General features: G+C 67.9%; 14 protein-coding genes and 1 riboswitch. Of the genes, 4 read left to right on the forward strand and 10 right to left on the reverse strand.

The genetic code is table 11. The features are described from left to right. The first annotated feature begins 50 nt into the window (after positions 1-50). On the forward strand, positions 51-3,410 hold the full coding sequence (lysX, locus tag EV652_RS16765; RefSeq protein WP_132210059.1) for a bifunctional lysylphosphatidylglycerol synthetase/lysine--tRNA ligase LysX: 3,360 nt from the start codon (positions 51-53) through the stop codon (positions 3,408-3,410). Positions 3,411-3,459: 49 nt separating this feature from the next. Here the strand turns inward: lysX and EV652_RS16770 are convergent, their stop codons facing one another. The 4 genes from EV652_RS16770 to EV652_RS16785 are packed head-to-tail and all read right to left on the reverse strand — an operon-like array spanning position 3,460 to position 10,071. After that, entirely contained in the window at positions 3,460-5,148 is a 1,689-nt protein-coding gene (locus EV652_RS16770; RefSeq protein WP_132210060.1) for a (2,3-dihydroxybenzoyl)adenylate synthase, read from the reverse strand. Further along, entirely contained in the window at positions 5,148-7,181 is a 2,034-nt protein-coding gene (locus tag EV652_RS16775; protein WP_132210061.1) for an acetate--CoA ligase family protein, read from the reverse strand. The genes EV652_RS16770 and EV652_RS16775 overlap by 1 nt, the downstream gene beginning before the upstream one ends. Then, complete coding sequence (locus EV652_RS16780; RefSeq protein WP_132210062.1) at positions 7,178-8,722, reverse strand: FAD-dependent monooxygenase; 1,545 nt, start codon at positions 8,720-8,722, stop codon at positions 7,178-7,180. The genes EV652_RS16775 and EV652_RS16780 overlap by 4 nt, the downstream gene beginning before the upstream one ends. Positions 8,723-8,742: 20 nt before the next feature. Next, entirely contained in the window at positions 8,743-10,071 is a 1,329-nt protein-coding gene (locus EV652_RS16785; RefSeq protein ID WP_132210063.1) for an MFS transporter, read from the reverse strand. A 106-nt stretch (positions 10,072-10,177) separates the two neighbouring features. Here EV652_RS16785 and EV652_RS16790 point away from each other — a divergent pair, with 106 nt between their 5' ends. Further along, entirely contained in the window at positions 10,178-11,029 is an 852-nt protein-coding gene (locus EV652_RS16790) for a PaaX family transcriptional regulator (protein WP_199238218.1), read from the forward strand. Positions 11,030-11,110: 81 nt separating this feature from the next. Here the strand turns inward: EV652_RS16790 and EV652_RS44040 are convergent, their stop codons facing one another. Beyond that, on the reverse strand, positions 11,111-11,260 hold the full coding sequence (locus EV652_RS44040) for a hypothetical protein (protein WP_158441172.1): 150 nt from the start codon (positions 11,258-11,260) through the stop codon (positions 11,111-11,113). A gap of 186 nt (positions 11,261-11,446) precedes the next feature. Between EV652_RS44040 and EV652_RS16795 the strand changes: the two genes are divergently transcribed. After that, entirely contained in the window at positions 11,447-12,307 is an 861-nt protein-coding gene (locus EV652_RS16795) for a hypothetical protein (protein ID WP_242001818.1), read from the forward strand. 31 nt (positions 12,308-12,338) lie between these two features. Here EV652_RS16795 and EV652_RS16800 read toward each other — a convergent pair whose 3' ends face one another. From EV652_RS16800 to EV652_RS16810, 3 genes are read right to left on the reverse strand one after another with little or no spacing between them, the layout of a single operon-like run. Further along, the gene (locus EV652_RS16800; RefSeq protein ID WP_132210065.1) at positions 12,339-12,773 is read right to left on the reverse strand and encodes a PIN domain-containing protein; all 435 of its coding nucleotides are present in this window, start codon (positions 12,771-12,773) and stop codon (positions 12,339-12,341) included. Next, positions 12,770-13,006, reverse strand: a complete 237-nt coding sequence (locus EV652_RS16805; protein ID WP_132210066.1) for a ribbon-helix-helix domain-containing protein — start codon at positions 13,004-13,006, stop codon at positions 12,770-12,772. Before EV652_RS16805 ends, EV652_RS16800 begins: the two co-directional genes overlap by 4 nt. A gap of 44 nt (positions 13,007-13,050) precedes the next feature. After that, positions 13,051-13,707, reverse strand: coding sequence for a hypothetical protein (locus EV652_RS16810; protein ID WP_132210067.1), 657 nt, complete (start codon positions 13,705-13,707; stop codon positions 13,051-13,053). Between the two features lie 177 nt (positions 13,708-13,884). Between EV652_RS16810 and EV652_RS16815 the strand changes: the two genes are divergently transcribed. Beyond that, complete coding sequence (locus tag EV652_RS16815) at positions 13,885-14,559, forward strand: alpha/beta fold hydrolase (RefSeq protein ID WP_132210068.1); 675 nt, start codon at positions 13,885-13,887, stop codon at positions 14,557-14,559. Here the strand turns inward: EV652_RS16815 and EV652_RS16820 are convergent. Together EV652_RS16820 and EV652_RS16825 are read right to left on the reverse strand one after the other, a co-directional pair. After that, positions 14,546-15,919 (reverse strand): L-serine ammonia-lyase, encoded by a 1,374-nt coding sequence (locus EV652_RS16820; RefSeq protein ID WP_132210069.1) that lies wholly within the window; start codon positions 15,917-15,919, stop codon positions 14,546-14,548. The two genes, EV652_RS16815 and EV652_RS16820, sit on opposite strands and share 14 nt — an antisense overlap. A gap of 89 nt (positions 15,920-16,008) precedes the next feature. After that, positions 16,009-16,101, reverse strand: a riboswitch (glycine riboswitch). Beyond that, positions 16,099-16,452, reverse strand: a complete 354-nt coding sequence (locus tag EV652_RS16825; RefSeq protein WP_132210070.1) for a DUF3817 domain-containing protein — start codon at positions 16,450-16,452, stop codon at positions 16,099-16,101. Its footprint overlaps the riboswitch before it by 3 nt. Between the last annotated feature and the right edge of the window lie 53 nt (positions 16,453-16,505).

The raw sequence follows: 16,505 nt of genomic DNA on the forward strand, positions 1-16,505 counted from the left end.
GTAGTGCTAGCGTCACCGACGCGGCGGTGAACTAGTGGCATGATCGCTGGGTGCGGTCGGAACAGGCAGAGGTGGTGGTCCCGCAGTGGAAGCATCGTGCTGCCGTCTGGGTCGGCCGCATCGTGGTCGCCGCCTCGGTCTGGTCGTTCATCGCGATCCCGCTGCATCTGTTCGCCCCGGCGTACGTGAAACGGGTTGATCAAGCCTTCGACTTCTTCGGCATCCCGGCCGGGCACACGTTCTTCTCCGCGGTCTACCTGGCCGTTGTCGGCAGCGCGCTGCTGCGCGGCAAGCGAGCCGCGCTGCTCTGGGTGCTCTGGGTCTTCCAGGCCCTCTGGCTGATCGCGCAGACCGCGGCCGTCGCCTTCACCAGCGTCCGGCTGGCCAACCCGAACGACGCCGAACTCCTCTCCGACCTCGGTCCCGCGACCGTCAAGGACCTCGAACTCGGCATCGTCCAGGTCATCGTGGTTGCCGCGATCATCGTGCTGCTGTGGACGATCCGCGGCGCGTTCCCGGCCCGGCTGGCACCCGGTACCCGGCGGCTGGCGGTCAGTGCCCTGCTGCTCGGCCTCTTCATCTCGGCCGCGGTCAGCATCACGCTGACCCAGATCTTCCCGAAGTCGCTCACCGGTCAACGGGAGAAGATCGGCTGGGCGGTCATCGCGGCCCTCGGCCAGTCGCGCAGCAGGATGGGCGGTCACGAGGGACACGGCTGGATCGGCCTGTCGGTCGGCGCGATCTCGGCCGCCTCGCTGGTGATCGCGTTCGCCATCTTCCTCCGCTCGGTCCGCCGGGTCCGCTACCTGACCCAGTCCGAGGAGTTCGACGTACGGCGCCTGCTCCTGCTGCACGGTGAACGGGACTCGCTCGGGTACTTCGCCACCCGCCGGGACAAGGCGGTCATCTTCTCCCCCGCCAAGGACGCCGCGATCGCGTATCGCGTGGTCAACGGGGTCAGCCTGGCCAGCGGCGATCCACTGGGCGATCCGGCTGCGTGGCCGGGCGCGATCAAGGTCTGGCTGGCCGAGGCACGCACGTACGGCTGGTCCCCGGCCGTACTCTCGGCAAGCGAAGAGGCGGCACACGCGTACGTCGATGCCGGCCTGCGCGCACTGTCGATGGGTGACGAGGCGATCATCGACGTCGCCGACTTCACCCTGGAGGGCCGGACGATGCGGCCGGTCCGGCAGGCGGTGACCCGGGTCCAGCGGACCGGGTACCACGCGGAGGTTGTCCGGCACGGAGACCTTTCGCCCGAAATCTTGTCGGAATATGTGCATCTGGCCGAGCAGTGGCGTGGTGCGCAGACCGAGCGTGGGTTCTCGATGGCGCTCGGGCGGCTAGGCGATCCGGCCGACGCGCGGTGCGTGATGGTGATCGCGCGGGATGCCGAGGGGACGGTGCGCGGGTTGCTGTCGTTCGCGCCGTGGGGTGTGCGGGGTGTCTCGCTCGACCTGATGCGCCGGGATCCCGAGTCCGTGAACGGGTTGATGGAGTTCATGGTCACGTCGCTGGTGGATGCGTGCGGAGATCTCGGGCTGCACCGGATCTCGCTGAACTTCGCGATGTTCCGGGAGATCTTCAGTGATGCCGAGCGCGTCGGGGCCGGGCCGGTGCTGCGGTTGACCAACGCCTTGCTGACCGCGGCCTCGCGGTTCTGGCAGTTGGAGAGTCTGTACCAGTCGAACGAGAAGTACCTGCCGCGCTGGTCGCCACGGTTGATCTGCTACTCGCGTGGTGCGTCGCTGGCCCAGGTCCTGCTGGCGGCCGGGACCGCGGAAGGGTTCCTGCCGGCGCCACGGCCGTGGACCCGGGTCGACAGTGTGGAGACGGCCGAGCGGCACGCGATCATGGCGGCGGACGGTGGTGCGTTCGCGACCGCCGTACGGGCGCAGGAGGAAGAACTGCTGCGGCCGGCGTTGCCGGATCGGAAGCTGACCGAGCAGGAGCTGATCCGGCGGACGAAACTCGACGAACTTGTTGCTGCTGGCATCGATCCGTATCCGGTGAGTGTGCCCCGGACGGAGACGCTGGAACGCATACGGGAGCTGCATCCGAACCTGCCGGCTGACCATCACACCGGCGTCACCGTCTCCGTGACCGGGCGGGTGACGCGGATGCGGAACCACGGCGGGCTGGCCTTCGCTCAGCTCCAGGACGGTCTGTCGCAGTTGCAGGCCATGCTGACAGCCGATGCGTGTGGCGAGGTGGCTCTGGATCACTGGCGACGGCTCGTGGACATCGGTGATCACGTGAGCGTGACCGGCGAGATCGTCACGAGTCGCCGGGGTGAGTTGTCGATCGCGGCCACGAGTTGGCTGATGGCGGCGAAGTGCCTGCACCCGTTGCCGGACAAGCGGAAGGGGCTCACCGATCCGGAGGCCCGGGTCCGGCAGCGGCATCTCGACCTGGTGATGAACCCGGACTCGCTGCGGATGATGCAGCACCGCAGTACCGCCGTACGGGCCCTGCGCAACGGTTTCGAGGCGCGCGGGTTCATCGAGGTGGAGACGCCGATGCTGCAGGCGGTGCACGGCGGGGCGAACGCGCGGCCGTTCGCGACCCACATCAACGCCTACGACACCGAACTGTTTCTGCGGATCGCGCCGGAGCTGTTCCTGAAGCGGCTGAGCGTCGGCGGGCTCGGCAAGGTGTTCGAGCTGAACCGGAACTTCCGCAACGAGGGCGCGGACGCGACGCACAACCCGGAGTTCACCTCGGTCGAGGCGTACCAGCCGTACGCCGACTACCACGTGATGCGTGAACTCACCCGGGAACTGCTGATCGAGGCGGCGACCGCGGTCTTCGGCAAGCCGGTGGTGCAGCGCCCGGACGGCGAGATCGACATCTCCGGCGACTGGCCCGTCATCACCGTCCACGAAGCGGTCAGCCGCGCCACCGGTACGCCGCTCTCCGCAGACACCCCGGCCGAGCAACTCCGCGAGCTGTGCGCAGCGCACGGCGTACACACGACCTTCGAACTCACCGCCGGGGAGCTCGTCCTCGAGCTGTACGACGAACTGGTCGAACCAACCACCACACTGCCGACCTTCTACACCGACTTCCCGCTCGAAACCTCACCCCTGACCCGCTCCCACCGCACCGAACCCCGCCTGGCCGAACGCTGGGACCTGGTCGCCTTCGGCGCCGAAATCGGCACCGCCTACTCCGAACTCATCGACCCGGTCGAACAACGCCGCCGCCTCACCGACCAGTCCCTCAAAGCAGCCGCCGGCGACCTCGAAGCCATGTCGCTGGACGAGGACTTCCTCACCGCTCTGGAATATGCCATGCCCCCCACCGGCGGCCTGGGCATCGGCGTAGACCGAGTCATGATGCTCCTCACCGGCCAAAACATCCGAGCCACCCTGGCCTTCCCCTTCGTCCGCCCAACTCCCCGGGATTAGGACCTGTGGTTCCCGGAGGCTGAGACAGGAAACGGTGGGCTGAGACAGGTTATTTCCTGTCCCAACCCACGACAGGTTGTCTCGACTCCGACTCCGACTCCGCGAGGCGGACGGCTTCCAAGCGGTTTGCGATGTCGGCGCGTAGGGCGACCTTGTCGATCTTGCCTACTTTGGTGGTGGGGAGTTCTTCGATGAGGACCAGGCGTTCGGGGAGCTTGTACGCCGCTACGCCCAGGCCCTCCATTGATTGCCGGACATCCGCCAAGGTGACGTCGGTGCCGGGGCGCGGTACGACGTAGACGCAGACGCGTTCGCCCAGGCGGGGGTCGGGCATGGCGACGGCGGCGACCTGTTGGACCTGGTCGAGGGTGTAGGTGAGGTTCTCGACTTCCTCGGCGGAGATCTTCTCGCCGCCCCGGTTGATCATGTCCTTGTCGCGGCCCTCGACTATCAGGTTGCCGCCAGCAACGATGCGGCAGATGTCGCCGCTGCGGTACCAGCCGTCGGGGGTGAAGGCGCGGGCGTTCTGCTGTTCGGCCTTGTAGTAGCCGCGCGGCGTGTACGGGCCGCGGGTCAGCAGGGAGCCGGGCTCGCCGGGTGGGACGGGGCGGTCGAGGGGATCGACGACCTGGACTTCGTCGTCCGGGCACATCGGGCGGCCTTGGGTTGTGCAGATGACGTCTTCGGGATCGTCCAGCCGGGTGTAGTTGAGCAGGCCTTCTGCCATACCGAACACCTGCTGCAACGTGCAGCCGAGCACAGGCTTGATCTTGCGGGCCACCTCGTCGGCCAACCGCGCTCCCCCGACCTGCAACACCCGCAGCGTCGACAAGTCCTCGCCCTTGTACTCCTCCAGCCAGCGCTGCGCGACCGCCGGCACCACGGCTGTGTGCGTGACGCCCTCTGCAGCGATCGCCGCAAAGACTCGTCGAGGCTCGGGGCTCGGCAGCATCACCACAGTCCCGCCGACGAGCAGTGCGCCGAGCAACCCCGGGCAAGCGAGCGGGAAGTTGTGTCCGGCCGGTAGAGCGACCAGATAGACCGTGGAGGCATCCATGCCGGACACCTCACCGCTGCGCTTGGCGTTGTACGTGTAGTCGTCGTGCGTACGAGCGATCAGCTTCGGCAGACCCGTCGTACCTCCAGACAAGAGGAACACCGCCACACTCCGGCTGTCCGGCTCAGGACCGTCCCACACTCCGGCACCAGAGCACAGCGCCCGCAGGTCCACGCTGCCCGGGTGCAGGTCGTCACCAGCGACCAGCACGTGCTGCAGCGAGTCCACCTCGTCCACGAGCCGGTGACCCAGCTCCTGGTGGTCGAAGTCCCGCAGTACATCCGGTACGGCGATAGCCGCGGCCTCAGCGTGTGCGGCCAGGTACGACAGCTCGTGATACCGGTGACCCGGCAGGGCCATCACCGGTACGACGCCCGCCCGCAGACAGGCGAGGATGAGTACGACGAACTCCCACCCATTCGGCAGCTGTACGACGATCCGGTCGTCAGCGCGGAGTCCGAGCTCCAGCAGCCGGGTAGCGGCAGCGTCGGCACGGCCGGTGAGCTCGGAGTACGTGAGCCGGACGTCGCCATCCACCAGTGCGACCCGGTCCGGCGTACGCTCCGCCTGCTGCCAGATGTGGAACGGCAGACTGCGCCCCTCCCAGTAGCCGGCCGCCACGTAGCGGGCGACATCCTCGGCAGGCCACGGCACAACACCATCGGCGATCGGACTGACCATTACTGCTCCTTGCCAGTGATCACGGCGTCGAGCGCGACCAGGCCGTCGCGCGTCAGCCGGAGGGGATTGATCTCGATCTCGTCGACACTCGGTGCCGCTAGCAACACTGCGCCGAGCGCCCGCACCACTCGGGCAAGCTCCGACCGGTTCAGCACCGGCCCACCACGCCAGCCGTCGAGCAGCGCGCGGCCCAGCAGTTCGTCCGGCATCGACTCGGCCTCCGCCATGGACAGCGGCGCAGCACGTACGGCGACATCCGCGAAAGCTTCTGCTGTCGTGCCGCCGAGGCCCACGAGCACAACGGGTCCGAAGACCGGGTCGCGCCGAGCACCGACGATCAGGTCAACGCCGGACGGCGCCATAGCCTCCACCAGCACCCGGCGTGGGCGGAGCGATCCCGCGACGCCGGCTCGCTCGAGCTGCTCCAGCGCTCCGGTCAGCTCAGCGCGGGTGCGGATGCCGAGGTGCACTCCACCGATCTCGGTCTTGTGCAACACAGCCGCATCCAGGATCTTCACCGCCACCGGGCCGCCCAACCGGTCCAGAGCGGCGTACGCCTCCTCCGCGGACTCACAAGCGACCCGCGCAGGTGTGCGGATGCCAAGCGCCTCCAGCACCGCCTTCGCCTGGTCCTCGTCCCACGGCCCAGCTGGCACCTCAAGAGAAGGCAGAGACTCGTCAGCCACACCACGCCGGTGCGCCAGGCGCGCATCGTCGACCAGTGCCCGGACGGCATGAGCGAGCGCACCCGGACTCGTGCCGACCGCGAACCCGCGCTCGTGCAGCCCTGACCGCACCACACCGACGTCCACGCTGGAACCGCCCACGCCGACCACAGTAGGACTGCCACCGTCCAGCCGGGAGAGCTCGGACACCAGATCAAGGCTGTCCGGCTCCGACAAGGCGTACACCGCCACGAGGTCCACGGCCGAGTCATCGCCGACCACGGACACGACCTCACCGAACCCCGGACCAGGCCGACCGGTGTCGACAGGGTTCGCCTGGTAGGTCATCGGCGGCAACAACTCCCCCAGCCGCTGCTGAGTCGCCGGACTCAGCGCAGGCACCCGCACCTCAGAGCCGCGCAGACGATCCAGCAACAGCAGTCCAGGACCCGCCTGAGCAGTCACCACTCCAACGCCAGGGTCCGAAGCGGGAGCCAACCGCGTCAGCGACAACGCACCCACCGCGTCCACCAGTTGCCGTTCGTCGTCGACCAGCACCGCACCGGCCTGCCGGAGTACGCCCCGTGTCGTACGCCAGGAGGTGGCCAGCGCACCCGTATGCGACTGCGCGAACTCGCCGACATCGTTGCGCCCGACAACCAAGGCGACGACCGGCTTCACCGCCGACAACCGCGCCACCGCCTGCGCGAGCCGTGGACCATTCGCGACCGACTCGATGTGCAGAGCAACAGCCGTCGTACGACGGTCGTCCAGCAGGTACTCGAGTACGTCGGACGCGTCGAGGTCGGCGCTGTTACCCAGGCCGACCGCGACGCTGACGCCGTACCCGGCCTCAGCCAGCAGGAACGACACGGCGTGGTTCACACCACCGCTGGCGGCGACCACGGCCACTCCACCGGCCGGCACCTCGGCAGCACTCGGCACGAAGCTGGCGGTCAGCTTGAGCGACGGCACCAGGAACCCGGACGTGTTCGGACCGAGCAGCCGGATGCCGTAGCGATCGACCACCTCTGCCAGCGCCTCTTGGTACTCAGGGTGCCCGGCCTCGGCGAACCCACCCGCACACACCAGAGCGGCAGTCGCACCTGCCTTGGCAGCTTCGGTCACCGCGGCCGCACTAGCCGGTGCGGGTACGCACACCACAGCGAGGTCGATAGGTGCACCGAAGAAGTCGACAGCCTCAGCAACAGAACCGTGCAAGGCAGAGTCGCGCGAGTTCACCAGTGCGAGTGGTCCGTCGTACGTGGAGAGGGACCGCGCCATCACCGCACCGAGCTTGGCCGGGTTGCGCGAGGCGCCGATCACTGCGACCCCGCGAGGCGCGAACAGCCCGTCCAGCCCGTTCACGCGCTCCCTCCCACACTGCGGCTGACCCCGGCGACGCGGTCCCGGGCAGGGCCACTGGTCCGGCCCACCAGGTCGGCACGCCCGGAGAGGAGGAGGGTCTCCGCGTCGTCCGGGGTCAGCTCGTCATCAACCACCAGCGCAGGGGTCCCGGCCACCAGCCGCGACTCCTCCGCCAGCAACGTCCGCGTCAACCGCGAACCACCGTGCACAGCCACCAGCGCCGGCCCAGCCAGTACGCCGGAATGCAATGAAGCCAGCGCAGCTGGCAGGCCATGCTCAGTGTCAGGAGCCTCGATCCACAGCGCCCGGTCGCGGACATCCGCGACGTCCACCCACCGACCAGGCAGGGACAATCCGCGCGAGCGGAACGGGGTCTGCAGGGGCGCCGGGCCATGCATCGCGTGCCACGACGTGCGGGTCGCCGCGACGAACGCCGGATCGCGCCGCGCCAACTTCCCAGCGCTGATACTGCGAGTGAGGAAGTGGAAGGCGAACTGCCAAGGCTCCAGCGTGTCGTGGTAGCGGCCGAAGTGTTCCCACCAGGACAGGCTCGGCCGCGCCGACCCCTGGATCTTCTCCACCGACGGCCGCGCCGATTCCTCGTACGCCACCAGCGCCGCCGGAAGGTCGTCATGGGCGGCCAGTGCCGCCGCCAGCGCGACCGCGTCCTCCATCGCCATCTTCGTACCCGAGCCGACCGAGAAGTGCGCGGTGTGCGCGGCGTCGCCCAGCAGTACGACGTTGCCGTGCTGCCAGCGACCCGTACGCCGGGTCCGGAAGCTACCCCAGCGTGAGTTGTTCACGAGCAGCGGATGACCGTCGATCTGCTCGGCGAAGAGCTTCTCCAGGTACACCTTCGTCTTCAGGTCGCTCGGCCCCGGCGGCTGGGACACGTCGAACTCGTCCAGCCCGGCCCGCAGCCACGACTCCCGGTCGGTCTCGACGATGAACGTGCTCACCTCCGGACTGATCGGGTACCCGTGCACCGCGAACACCCCGTCGTCGCCCCGCTCGTGGACGAAGGTGAGTCCCTCGAAGGCGTACGTCGTACCGAACCAGATGAACTTCGCCGACGCCGTCTCCACCATCGGCTCGAGAACGGCCGCCAGCCGCTCCCGGATCCGTGAGTTGGCACCGTCGGCCGCTACCACCAGGTCGAAGCCGGACAGGTCGTCGAGATCCACCTCGGTCTCGAACCGCAGCGTCACGCCGACCTCCACCGCACGCTGCTGCAGTACGGCGAGCAACGTCTTCCGGGCGATCGCGGCCATCCCCATCCCGCCGCAGCGGAACCGCTCGCCCTTCAGCCGGACCTCGATCGCGTCCCAGTGCACGCCGTACTGCGTCAGTGCGTCACGGATCACCGGGTCGGCGGCGTGAATGGCAGCCAGCGTGGCGTCGGAGAACACCACCCCGAAGCCGAACGTGTCGTCCGCGCGGTTGCGCTCGAACACGGTCACCTCGGCCGTCGGGTCGTTCGCCTTCACCAAGGTGGCGAGGAACAGCCCGCCGGGCCCACCACCGACACATGCGATCCGCATTGTCATTCCTCTCGAAACCGTCAGGCCTGGGTCGTCTGGGGCGTCGTACTGAGCGCGGGCTCAGGGCGCCGCTCCCGGCCGATCCGCGGTACGGCGGCGATCACCACCGCACCGAGGACAGCGGGGACGGCGAAACCGTAGAAGTTCCAATCGAGGCTAAGCCCGGAGTCGAGCACCCAGCCACCGAACAGCGGGCCGACGATCGCACCGAGCCGGCCGACACCGAGGGACCAGCCGAGCGCGGTCGCGCGACTCCCGGCCGGGTAATAGGTGGCGACATACCCGTTGACCAGGATCTGTGTGCCGACCGTCCCCAGTCCGGCGATCGCGATCAGCAGGTAGAGCGCGAAGGACGTCGGGTTGACGCTGAGGGCGTAGATCGAGAACGCGGCGAGCGCGAAGGCGACCGTGGTCACGACCTTCGATCCGAGCCGGTCGGCCAGCGTCGACGCCACCAGAGCACCGACGATCGCACCGAGGTTCATCACCAGGAGGAACCGCAGCGAGGAGCCGAGCGGGTAGCCGGCCTGCCGCATGATCTGCGGGAGCCAGGTGTTCAGGCCGTATACGAGCAGCAGACCGAAGAAGCTGGCCAGTCCGAACAGCACCGTCGCAGCGAGGTACCTGCGTCCGAAGAGTACGGCGAGCGCACTCCACTTACTGCTGTTCTCGGCCGCCACCGGTTCGGGTTGTACGCCGTACTTGGCCGCAAGGGCCGCTGCTTCGTCGTGACGACCGCGGGCCTGCAGGAAGCTGACCGACTCGGGCAGGTACTTCCAGGCCAGCGGCAGCACCAGGACAAGCGGAGCCATACCGATCAGGAACATGATCCGGAAGCCGTGCGTGGGAACGAGGTTGATCGCGAGCACCGCCGCCAGCACCCCACCGAGGGAGAAGCCGGAGAACATCAACGCGTTGTTGAAGTTCCGGCGGTGCGGCGGCGCGTACTCGACGGTCAGCGCGATCGCGGTCGGCACCACACCGCCGAGGCCGAGACCGGTGATGAACCGCAGGATGCCGAACACCTCGGGATTGGGCGCCAGGGCGGTCGCCCCCATCGCGAGGGAGAACCAGATGATGCTGGCGAACATGATCCGGCGCCGGCCGACGATATCGGTGAGTGCACCGACGCAGAGCGTCCCGATCACCATGCCTGTCAGGGCGTAGCTGCCGATCGCACCGGCCTGACCCGCGGTCAGTTGCCAGTCGGGATTCTTCAGCAGGGACGGTACGACGGCGCCGTACACGATCAGGTCGTAACCGTCGAAGACGATCGTGACGAAGCAGATGGCGACCACCCAGAGACCGGCGCGGGACCGGGCGGTGGTGGTGGCGGTGGGACTGGTCATTGACGGCCCTCGATTCGTACCGGGCTGACGGGGGATAGGACGAAAGTAGGACTAATCACAGACGACCGTCAAGACTTTGACACGCATTAACTGGCATCATGAGACGATGAGCGCAGCGAACACCACCGGCCGGCTCCGAGGAGACGTCATGAAGCCACGGTCGATCGTCTTCGACCTCTTCGGCGACTACATCCGCTATCACGGCGGCGAGGTGCGGCTGCGCACGCTCACCGCGCTGCTGGAGTGCTTTGACGTCGGCGAGAGCACGGTGCGCGTAGTGATGGCGCGACTGCGGCGCGAAGGCTGGTTCGACACCCGGCGGGACGGCCGCGAGACGGTCTACGCGCTGAACGACAAGAGCTGGCGACTGCTCGACGAGGGCCGGACCCGAATCTTCGAAAGATCCCGTGAGCCATGGGATCGGCAGTGGTCGATGGTCATCTACTCGGTCCCGGAGAGCGACCGCGGCCTGCGTGAGGAGCTGCGGAAGGAGCTCGCCTGGCTCGGATTCGGGCCGCTGGCATCGTCGACCTGGGTGAGTCCGCACAACCGGCTCACCGAGGTCCAGGAACACTTCGCGGACCAGCCGTCGGTACGGCTCGATCTGCTGCAATGCACGTCGTCGGGACTGTCGCGTGATCGAGAGATGGCCGCGCGCTGCTGGGATCTGGACGCCCTCGACGAGGACTACGCCGAGCTGCTGCGCACCTACCGGCCACGGATGAAGGCGTTCCGCGGCGGCACCGTGTCACCTCGTCAGGCGCTCGTCGAGCGGATGGAACTCATCCACGACTACCGGATGTTCCCCTTCCGCGACCCCGACCTGCCCGAGGAACTCCTCCCGGCCGGCTGGCACGGCCGCGAGGCCCACGAGCTCTTCCTCCAGGCCCACGAGGCCCTCGAGGACCCGGCGACCCGCTTCTTCCTGGACCTCTCGGCCACCGACCGGGTCGCCTGACCCGTCAGGCAAACACCCCTCCAGACCGCTGCACAACGTTGTCCTGTGTCAGATTCTTGGCGAGCGGCGTACATGTGTACTTCACCGGACCAAGCCGGCGCCGGTCAGCGCGCCGGTCGCGAACCGGCTGGACATCACCGCGACGAACGTCCGCACCCTGACGATCGACCCGCAGCAGGCCAAGGTGACCTGTGCCGCGGACCTGAACGTGACGACGGACGGACCGCTCACCGTTCGCCTGATCGGTTGCGCGGATCACAACTTCGATTGACCCCTCGCTCAGAACCCCTGTGCCCGCTTACCCTTTGCGGCACAGGGGTTGTGGGGCGACCTGGGGGGAAGTACATGAGGACGTTTGCCGTGCTCTGCGCGGGTTTCGTGACGCTGGCTGTCACGGCCGGTTGTGGGGGAACAGCCGTGCCTTCCAGCAATACGTCGCCACCCAGTACGACACCTGTGTCCGCACCAGCTCCGGCGGAGTCGGTGACACCACCCGGGCCACTCGGCTCAGCGGCGTACCAGGCGGAACTGACGAAGATCGAGCGGAGCATGGCGGGTGGTCTGCGCGCGCTGACGCGGGTGCGGACCACCGAGGGTCTGATCGAGGCGATGGACGGCCTCGCGTCGTCGCTGAACACGGCATCGTCGCAGCTGGGCGAGACCACGGTGACGAGCCCGTTGACCGGCGTACACCAGGTGCTTCAGGCACGGCTGCGGGTTGCCGCGACGTCGATGTCCGGATCGAAGTCCCACAGCGTCGAGCTGAATGCGCGGTGCGGCGGAGTCGCCTACACGTCCGAGAAGGTCCAGCGTCAACTGCTCGCGGATCTGAACAGTGCGATCGTTGCGCTGCGCAAGCTCAAGCTCCGATTCGGCAGCACGTTGCCCGACCCCGGACCGGAGCCGGAGGACATGCGCCCGTCGAACGGCGACGTCCTGGTCCGCAGCGGCGCCACCGGCATCGGCCGGCTCCGGGTCACGAACGGTACGTCGAAGGACGTCGCGGTCTCGGTCGTCAGCACCGGGCAGCCGCCCAGCAAGCCGCAGGTGATGATGTACATCCAGGCACGCAAGACCGCCACCATCAGCCGGATCGGCGGCGCCTACACCCTCTACTTCAAGAGCGGCAGCGACTGGAACCCCAAGCGGCGGCAGTTCAGCGCCGACTGCTCGTTCCAGAAGTTCGACCAGTCGTTCGGCCGGAACGAGGGCTGGCAGATCGACCTCCAGCCGACCATCGCGGGCAACGCCAGCACCAGCGAAGTGGAAGCCTACTGAACACCTGCCCCCGCAACACGCCGGCTGACGATCAGAGATCGTCAGGCAGCAGGCGGAAAGCCGCATGCGGCGTGAGCGGACGAACCGCTCGGAAGTCGCGCCGGTCCAGTGTGAGCACGGCGTCTGTTCGGTAGTCCGCTGCGAGTGCAACGCTGACCGCGTCGGCCAGGTCGAGGTCCAGATCGGCATACCTGCTGATCACGGCTACCGCGGTTGCCAGTGTCTCGGCTCCGATCTCCGGGACCTGAAAGCGCATCCGCCGTACCTGCGTCAGCATCAGGTTGAGGATTGTGGTTCGGGCGGCGCTACCCAGCCGAGCCCGGGCCAGGTGATCCACTTCGGCGAGCACCAACGGCGACAGAATCACCGTCCCAGCTTCCTGAAGTAGTTTGCGGCACGTAGGCCCCTCGGGTGCGTTGCGGTCGAACGCCGCGATGATGCCCGAGGTGTCCGCGACGACGATCACCGGCCAGCACGCCGCACGACCTCGGACCGAATCTCGTCCTTGGTCACCGGCTCACCGCTTCCCTCGAAAGTCGGCCAGTCGAGCGGCTCGTCCCACACCCGGTTCGCCATCGCGGCCAGGTGGATACCCTCGCGAATGATCTCGGCTTCCGGAATCCCACGCCGTCGCGCCGCGTCCTTGATCAGCGCCAGATCCTCAGGATCGGCGTAGACGTTCGTACGCTTCATCGACATGTACCAACCCTAACACATACACGGCGGCCTAATCGGTGCTGAGGCTAGAGGCCGATGGTGTCGAGGATGGTGTCCAGGAGGCCGCCGACCAGGCCGGGCTCATCCGGCTCCTCGGGCTCATCCGGAGGGGGCGGTGGGTTCGTGGTAGGCGGCGGTGGGTTGGTGGTCACCGGGGGCTGCGTGGTCGCCGGGGGCTTGGTGGTGGTCGCCGGCGGCCTGGTCAGGTCCGAGGCCGTGACAGTGGGCTTCGGCGGGACCTTGGTGGCCGGCGGCACGGTCGGCTCGTCATGCTCGACCAGTTGTGGGACCGGCGCGGTGGTCGGGCGAGAAGTGGGCTGACGGCCGTCGGTGGGCTGAGCAGTCACCGGCCCGACTGTCGTTGCTGGAGGCAACGTTGTGGTGCGGCCAGGGGTCGGCGGCACCGTCGGCACCGGAGTCTCGGAGCCGCGCGGAATGGTCGGGCCACTGGTCGGGATCCGGCTGGGTTCGAGCCCGGCGACCGGGGTGGCCGGGTCCGGGCCGCCGCCGGGCAGCGGCAGGAACGAGTCGCCGATCCGGGGACCGCCGAACAGGGCGATGCCGACCAGGACGGCGTACAGGCCGAGGAGTGCGCCGGCCGCTCGGGCGGCCTGACGCAGCCGCTGGCGGGTCAGCCAGGGCGGGCGGCGGTCTGCCGCGGATGCGCCAGAGATCGGGTTCACAAGACTCGCAGAGTATCGGCAAGCCAGCGCTTCAAACAGTCCTTGGAAGAAATTCCACACTAGATCGCAATAATTGGGCAATTCAGTTCCGGTACGCATTCGTAGAATCGCAGTGAGTTAGCTGATGACGCGCCAATCGGCCGGGCGGCGCGTCAATTCCTGTGCCAGCCTGCTCTCATGTCTTCTTTGGTGCTGCTGCACGGACTCGGTGCCAACGGCCGGGTCTGGGACGCCTGGCCGCAACCGCGGTTCGCCCCCGACCTCGCCGGACACGGCTCGGCCGCCGCATTCCCGGCGTACACCTTCGGCTCGATGGCGGCCGCCGTCGCCGAAACAATTCCGGTACGGCGAAATGTCGTAATCGTCGGCCATTCACTCGGCGGCGTGGTCGCGCTCGAACTGGCCGGCGGCCGCTACGGCATCGAGGTGGAACGGGTGATCGCGCTCGGCGTGAAGGTCAATTGGTCAACGGACGACCTGGTCCGGGCCGGCGCCTTGGCGCAGAAGCCGGTCGCGTGGTTCGACACCCGGGAGGACGCGGCCGCGCGGTTCCTCAAGGTCTCCGGGCTGCAAGGACTCGTCGACCCGAACCATCCGGTGGTCGACCATGGCCTGACCGAGGCGGACGGTCGCTGGCGACTGGCCATGGACCCGGGTGCCTTCGGCGTCGGCGCACCGGACATGGCGAAGCTCATCGCGGCCAGCAAGGCCGAGGTGATCCTGGCCCGTGGCGAACGGGACCCGATGAACACCGACGACGAACTGCACGAGCTGCACGATCAGGTCGTGACGCTGCCCGGTCTCGGCCACAACGCCCACGTCGAAGACCCTGGCGCGCTCAGCATTCGATGACGTTGACGGCCAGGCCGCCGCGGGACGTCTCCTTGTACTTGATCTTCATGTCGGCGCCGGTCTCGCGCATCGTCTTGATCACCTTGTCCAGGGTGACGACGTGGACGCCGTCGCCGTGCATCGCCATCCGGGCCGCGTTGATCGCCTTCACCGACGCCATCGCGTTGCGTTCGATACACGGGATCTGGACCAGCCCGCCGACCGGGTCGCAGGTCAGGCCGAGGTTGTGCTCCATCGCGATCTCGGCCGCGTTCTCGACCTGGAGCGGCGTACCGCCGAGGACCTCGCACAGGCCGGCCGCGGCCATCGAGCAGGCCGAACCGACCTCGCCCTGACAGCCGACCTCGGCGCCGGAGATCGACGCGTTCTCCTTGTACAGCACGCCGATCGCGCCGGCCGTCAGCAGGAAGCGGACCACACCGTCATCCGTTGCCCCCGGCACGAACCGCCGGTAGTAATGCAGGACGGCGGGAATGATGCCCGCGGCACCATTCGTCGGCGCGGTGACGATCCGGCCGCCGGACGCGTTCTGCTCGTTCACCGCGAGAGCGAACAGGTTGACCCAGTCCATCACCTTCAGCGGATCGACCGACCACGGATCACCACTGAGCCGACGGTGCAACGCGTGCGCCCGTCGCGGCACCTTCAGCCCGCCGGGCAGGATCCCCTCGGTCTCGCAACCCTCGTGCACACAGTCCTGCATGACCTGCCAGATCCGCAGCAGACCGTCGTGGATCTCGTCCTCGGCCCGCCAGGCCAGCTCGTTCGCGAGCATCACCTCGCTGATCGACAGCTGCGACTCCCGGCACCGGTCCAGCAACTCCGCGCCGGTCGTGAACGGGTACTTCAACGGCGTCGTGTCCGGAACGATCCGGTCGCCCGCTGCGGCGTTCTCGTCGACCACGAATCCGCCGCCGACCGAGTAGTACGTGCGCTCCCGCAGTACGTCGCCATCCGCCGTACGGGCCGCGAACGTCATCCCGTTCGGGTGGTACGGCAAGGCCTTGCGCCGGTGCATCACCAGGTCCGAGTTCTCGTCGAAGGAGATCTCGTGACTACCGGCCAGCAGCAGCCGACCGCGCTCCCGGATCGTCTCGACCCGCGCGTCGACGGAATGGGTGACGACGGTCTCGGGGTCTTCACCCTCGAGCCCGAGCAGGACCGCCTTGTTACTGCCGTGCCCGTGACCGGTCGCGCCGAGCGAGCCGAAGAGTTGCGCCTGAACCGTTGCCGTCCGGCCGAGCAGGCCGTCGGCGGAGAGGCCGAGAGCGAAGGTGCGGGCGGCACGCATCGGTCCCACTGTGTGGGAGCTCGAGGGGCCGATCCCGATACTGAACAGGTCGAAGACGCTGATCGCCATCGTGCGGAGGCTCCTTCCGGTCGTCGTTGACCGTTTGGTGTCCTCCCCGCTCTGTCAGACCAAGGTCCTGTCTGGCCTTCCAGAGGTGCCTCGCCCGCGCGGTGAAGGTGCCTGAGAGATTCTTGGGGAGAGTTGCTCCTACGGCGCCCGGGTCGTGCCCGGGTCTCTCCCGCACGGGTTCATGCGGCTGTTGAGTTGACTGACCTCGGTGACGGTACGGCGGTGTCCCGGCCGCCGTCAATCCGGCCCGTCCGCACCGCCCAGATCTCGAAGAACCAGGTGAACAGCGGCGGAACACTGGCCGCCAGTGCGGCCAGCGTGACCGGCCAGGACCACCGCAGCGGCCCACGCACCACCAGCACGGTGAGCACGTAGGCGATGAAGATGCCGCCGTGGATCGGGCCGAAGATCTTGACCCCGATCTCGTTGTCGGACAGCACGTACTTGAACAACATGCCGATCAGCAATCCGGTCCAGGAGATCGCTTCGGCGATCGCCACCCACCGGAACCACACCGCGTGCTTGGTAGTCATCAGCGCGACCCTAACAAGTCCCCCAAGGACCACCCGGGGTCGGCTGGGGGCTC

The sequence above is a fragment of the Kribbella steppae genome, from assembly GCF_004342025.1.
GTDB classification, from domain to species: Bacteria; Actinomycetota; Actinomycetes; order Propionibacteriales; family Kribbellaceae; genus Kribbella; species Kribbella steppae.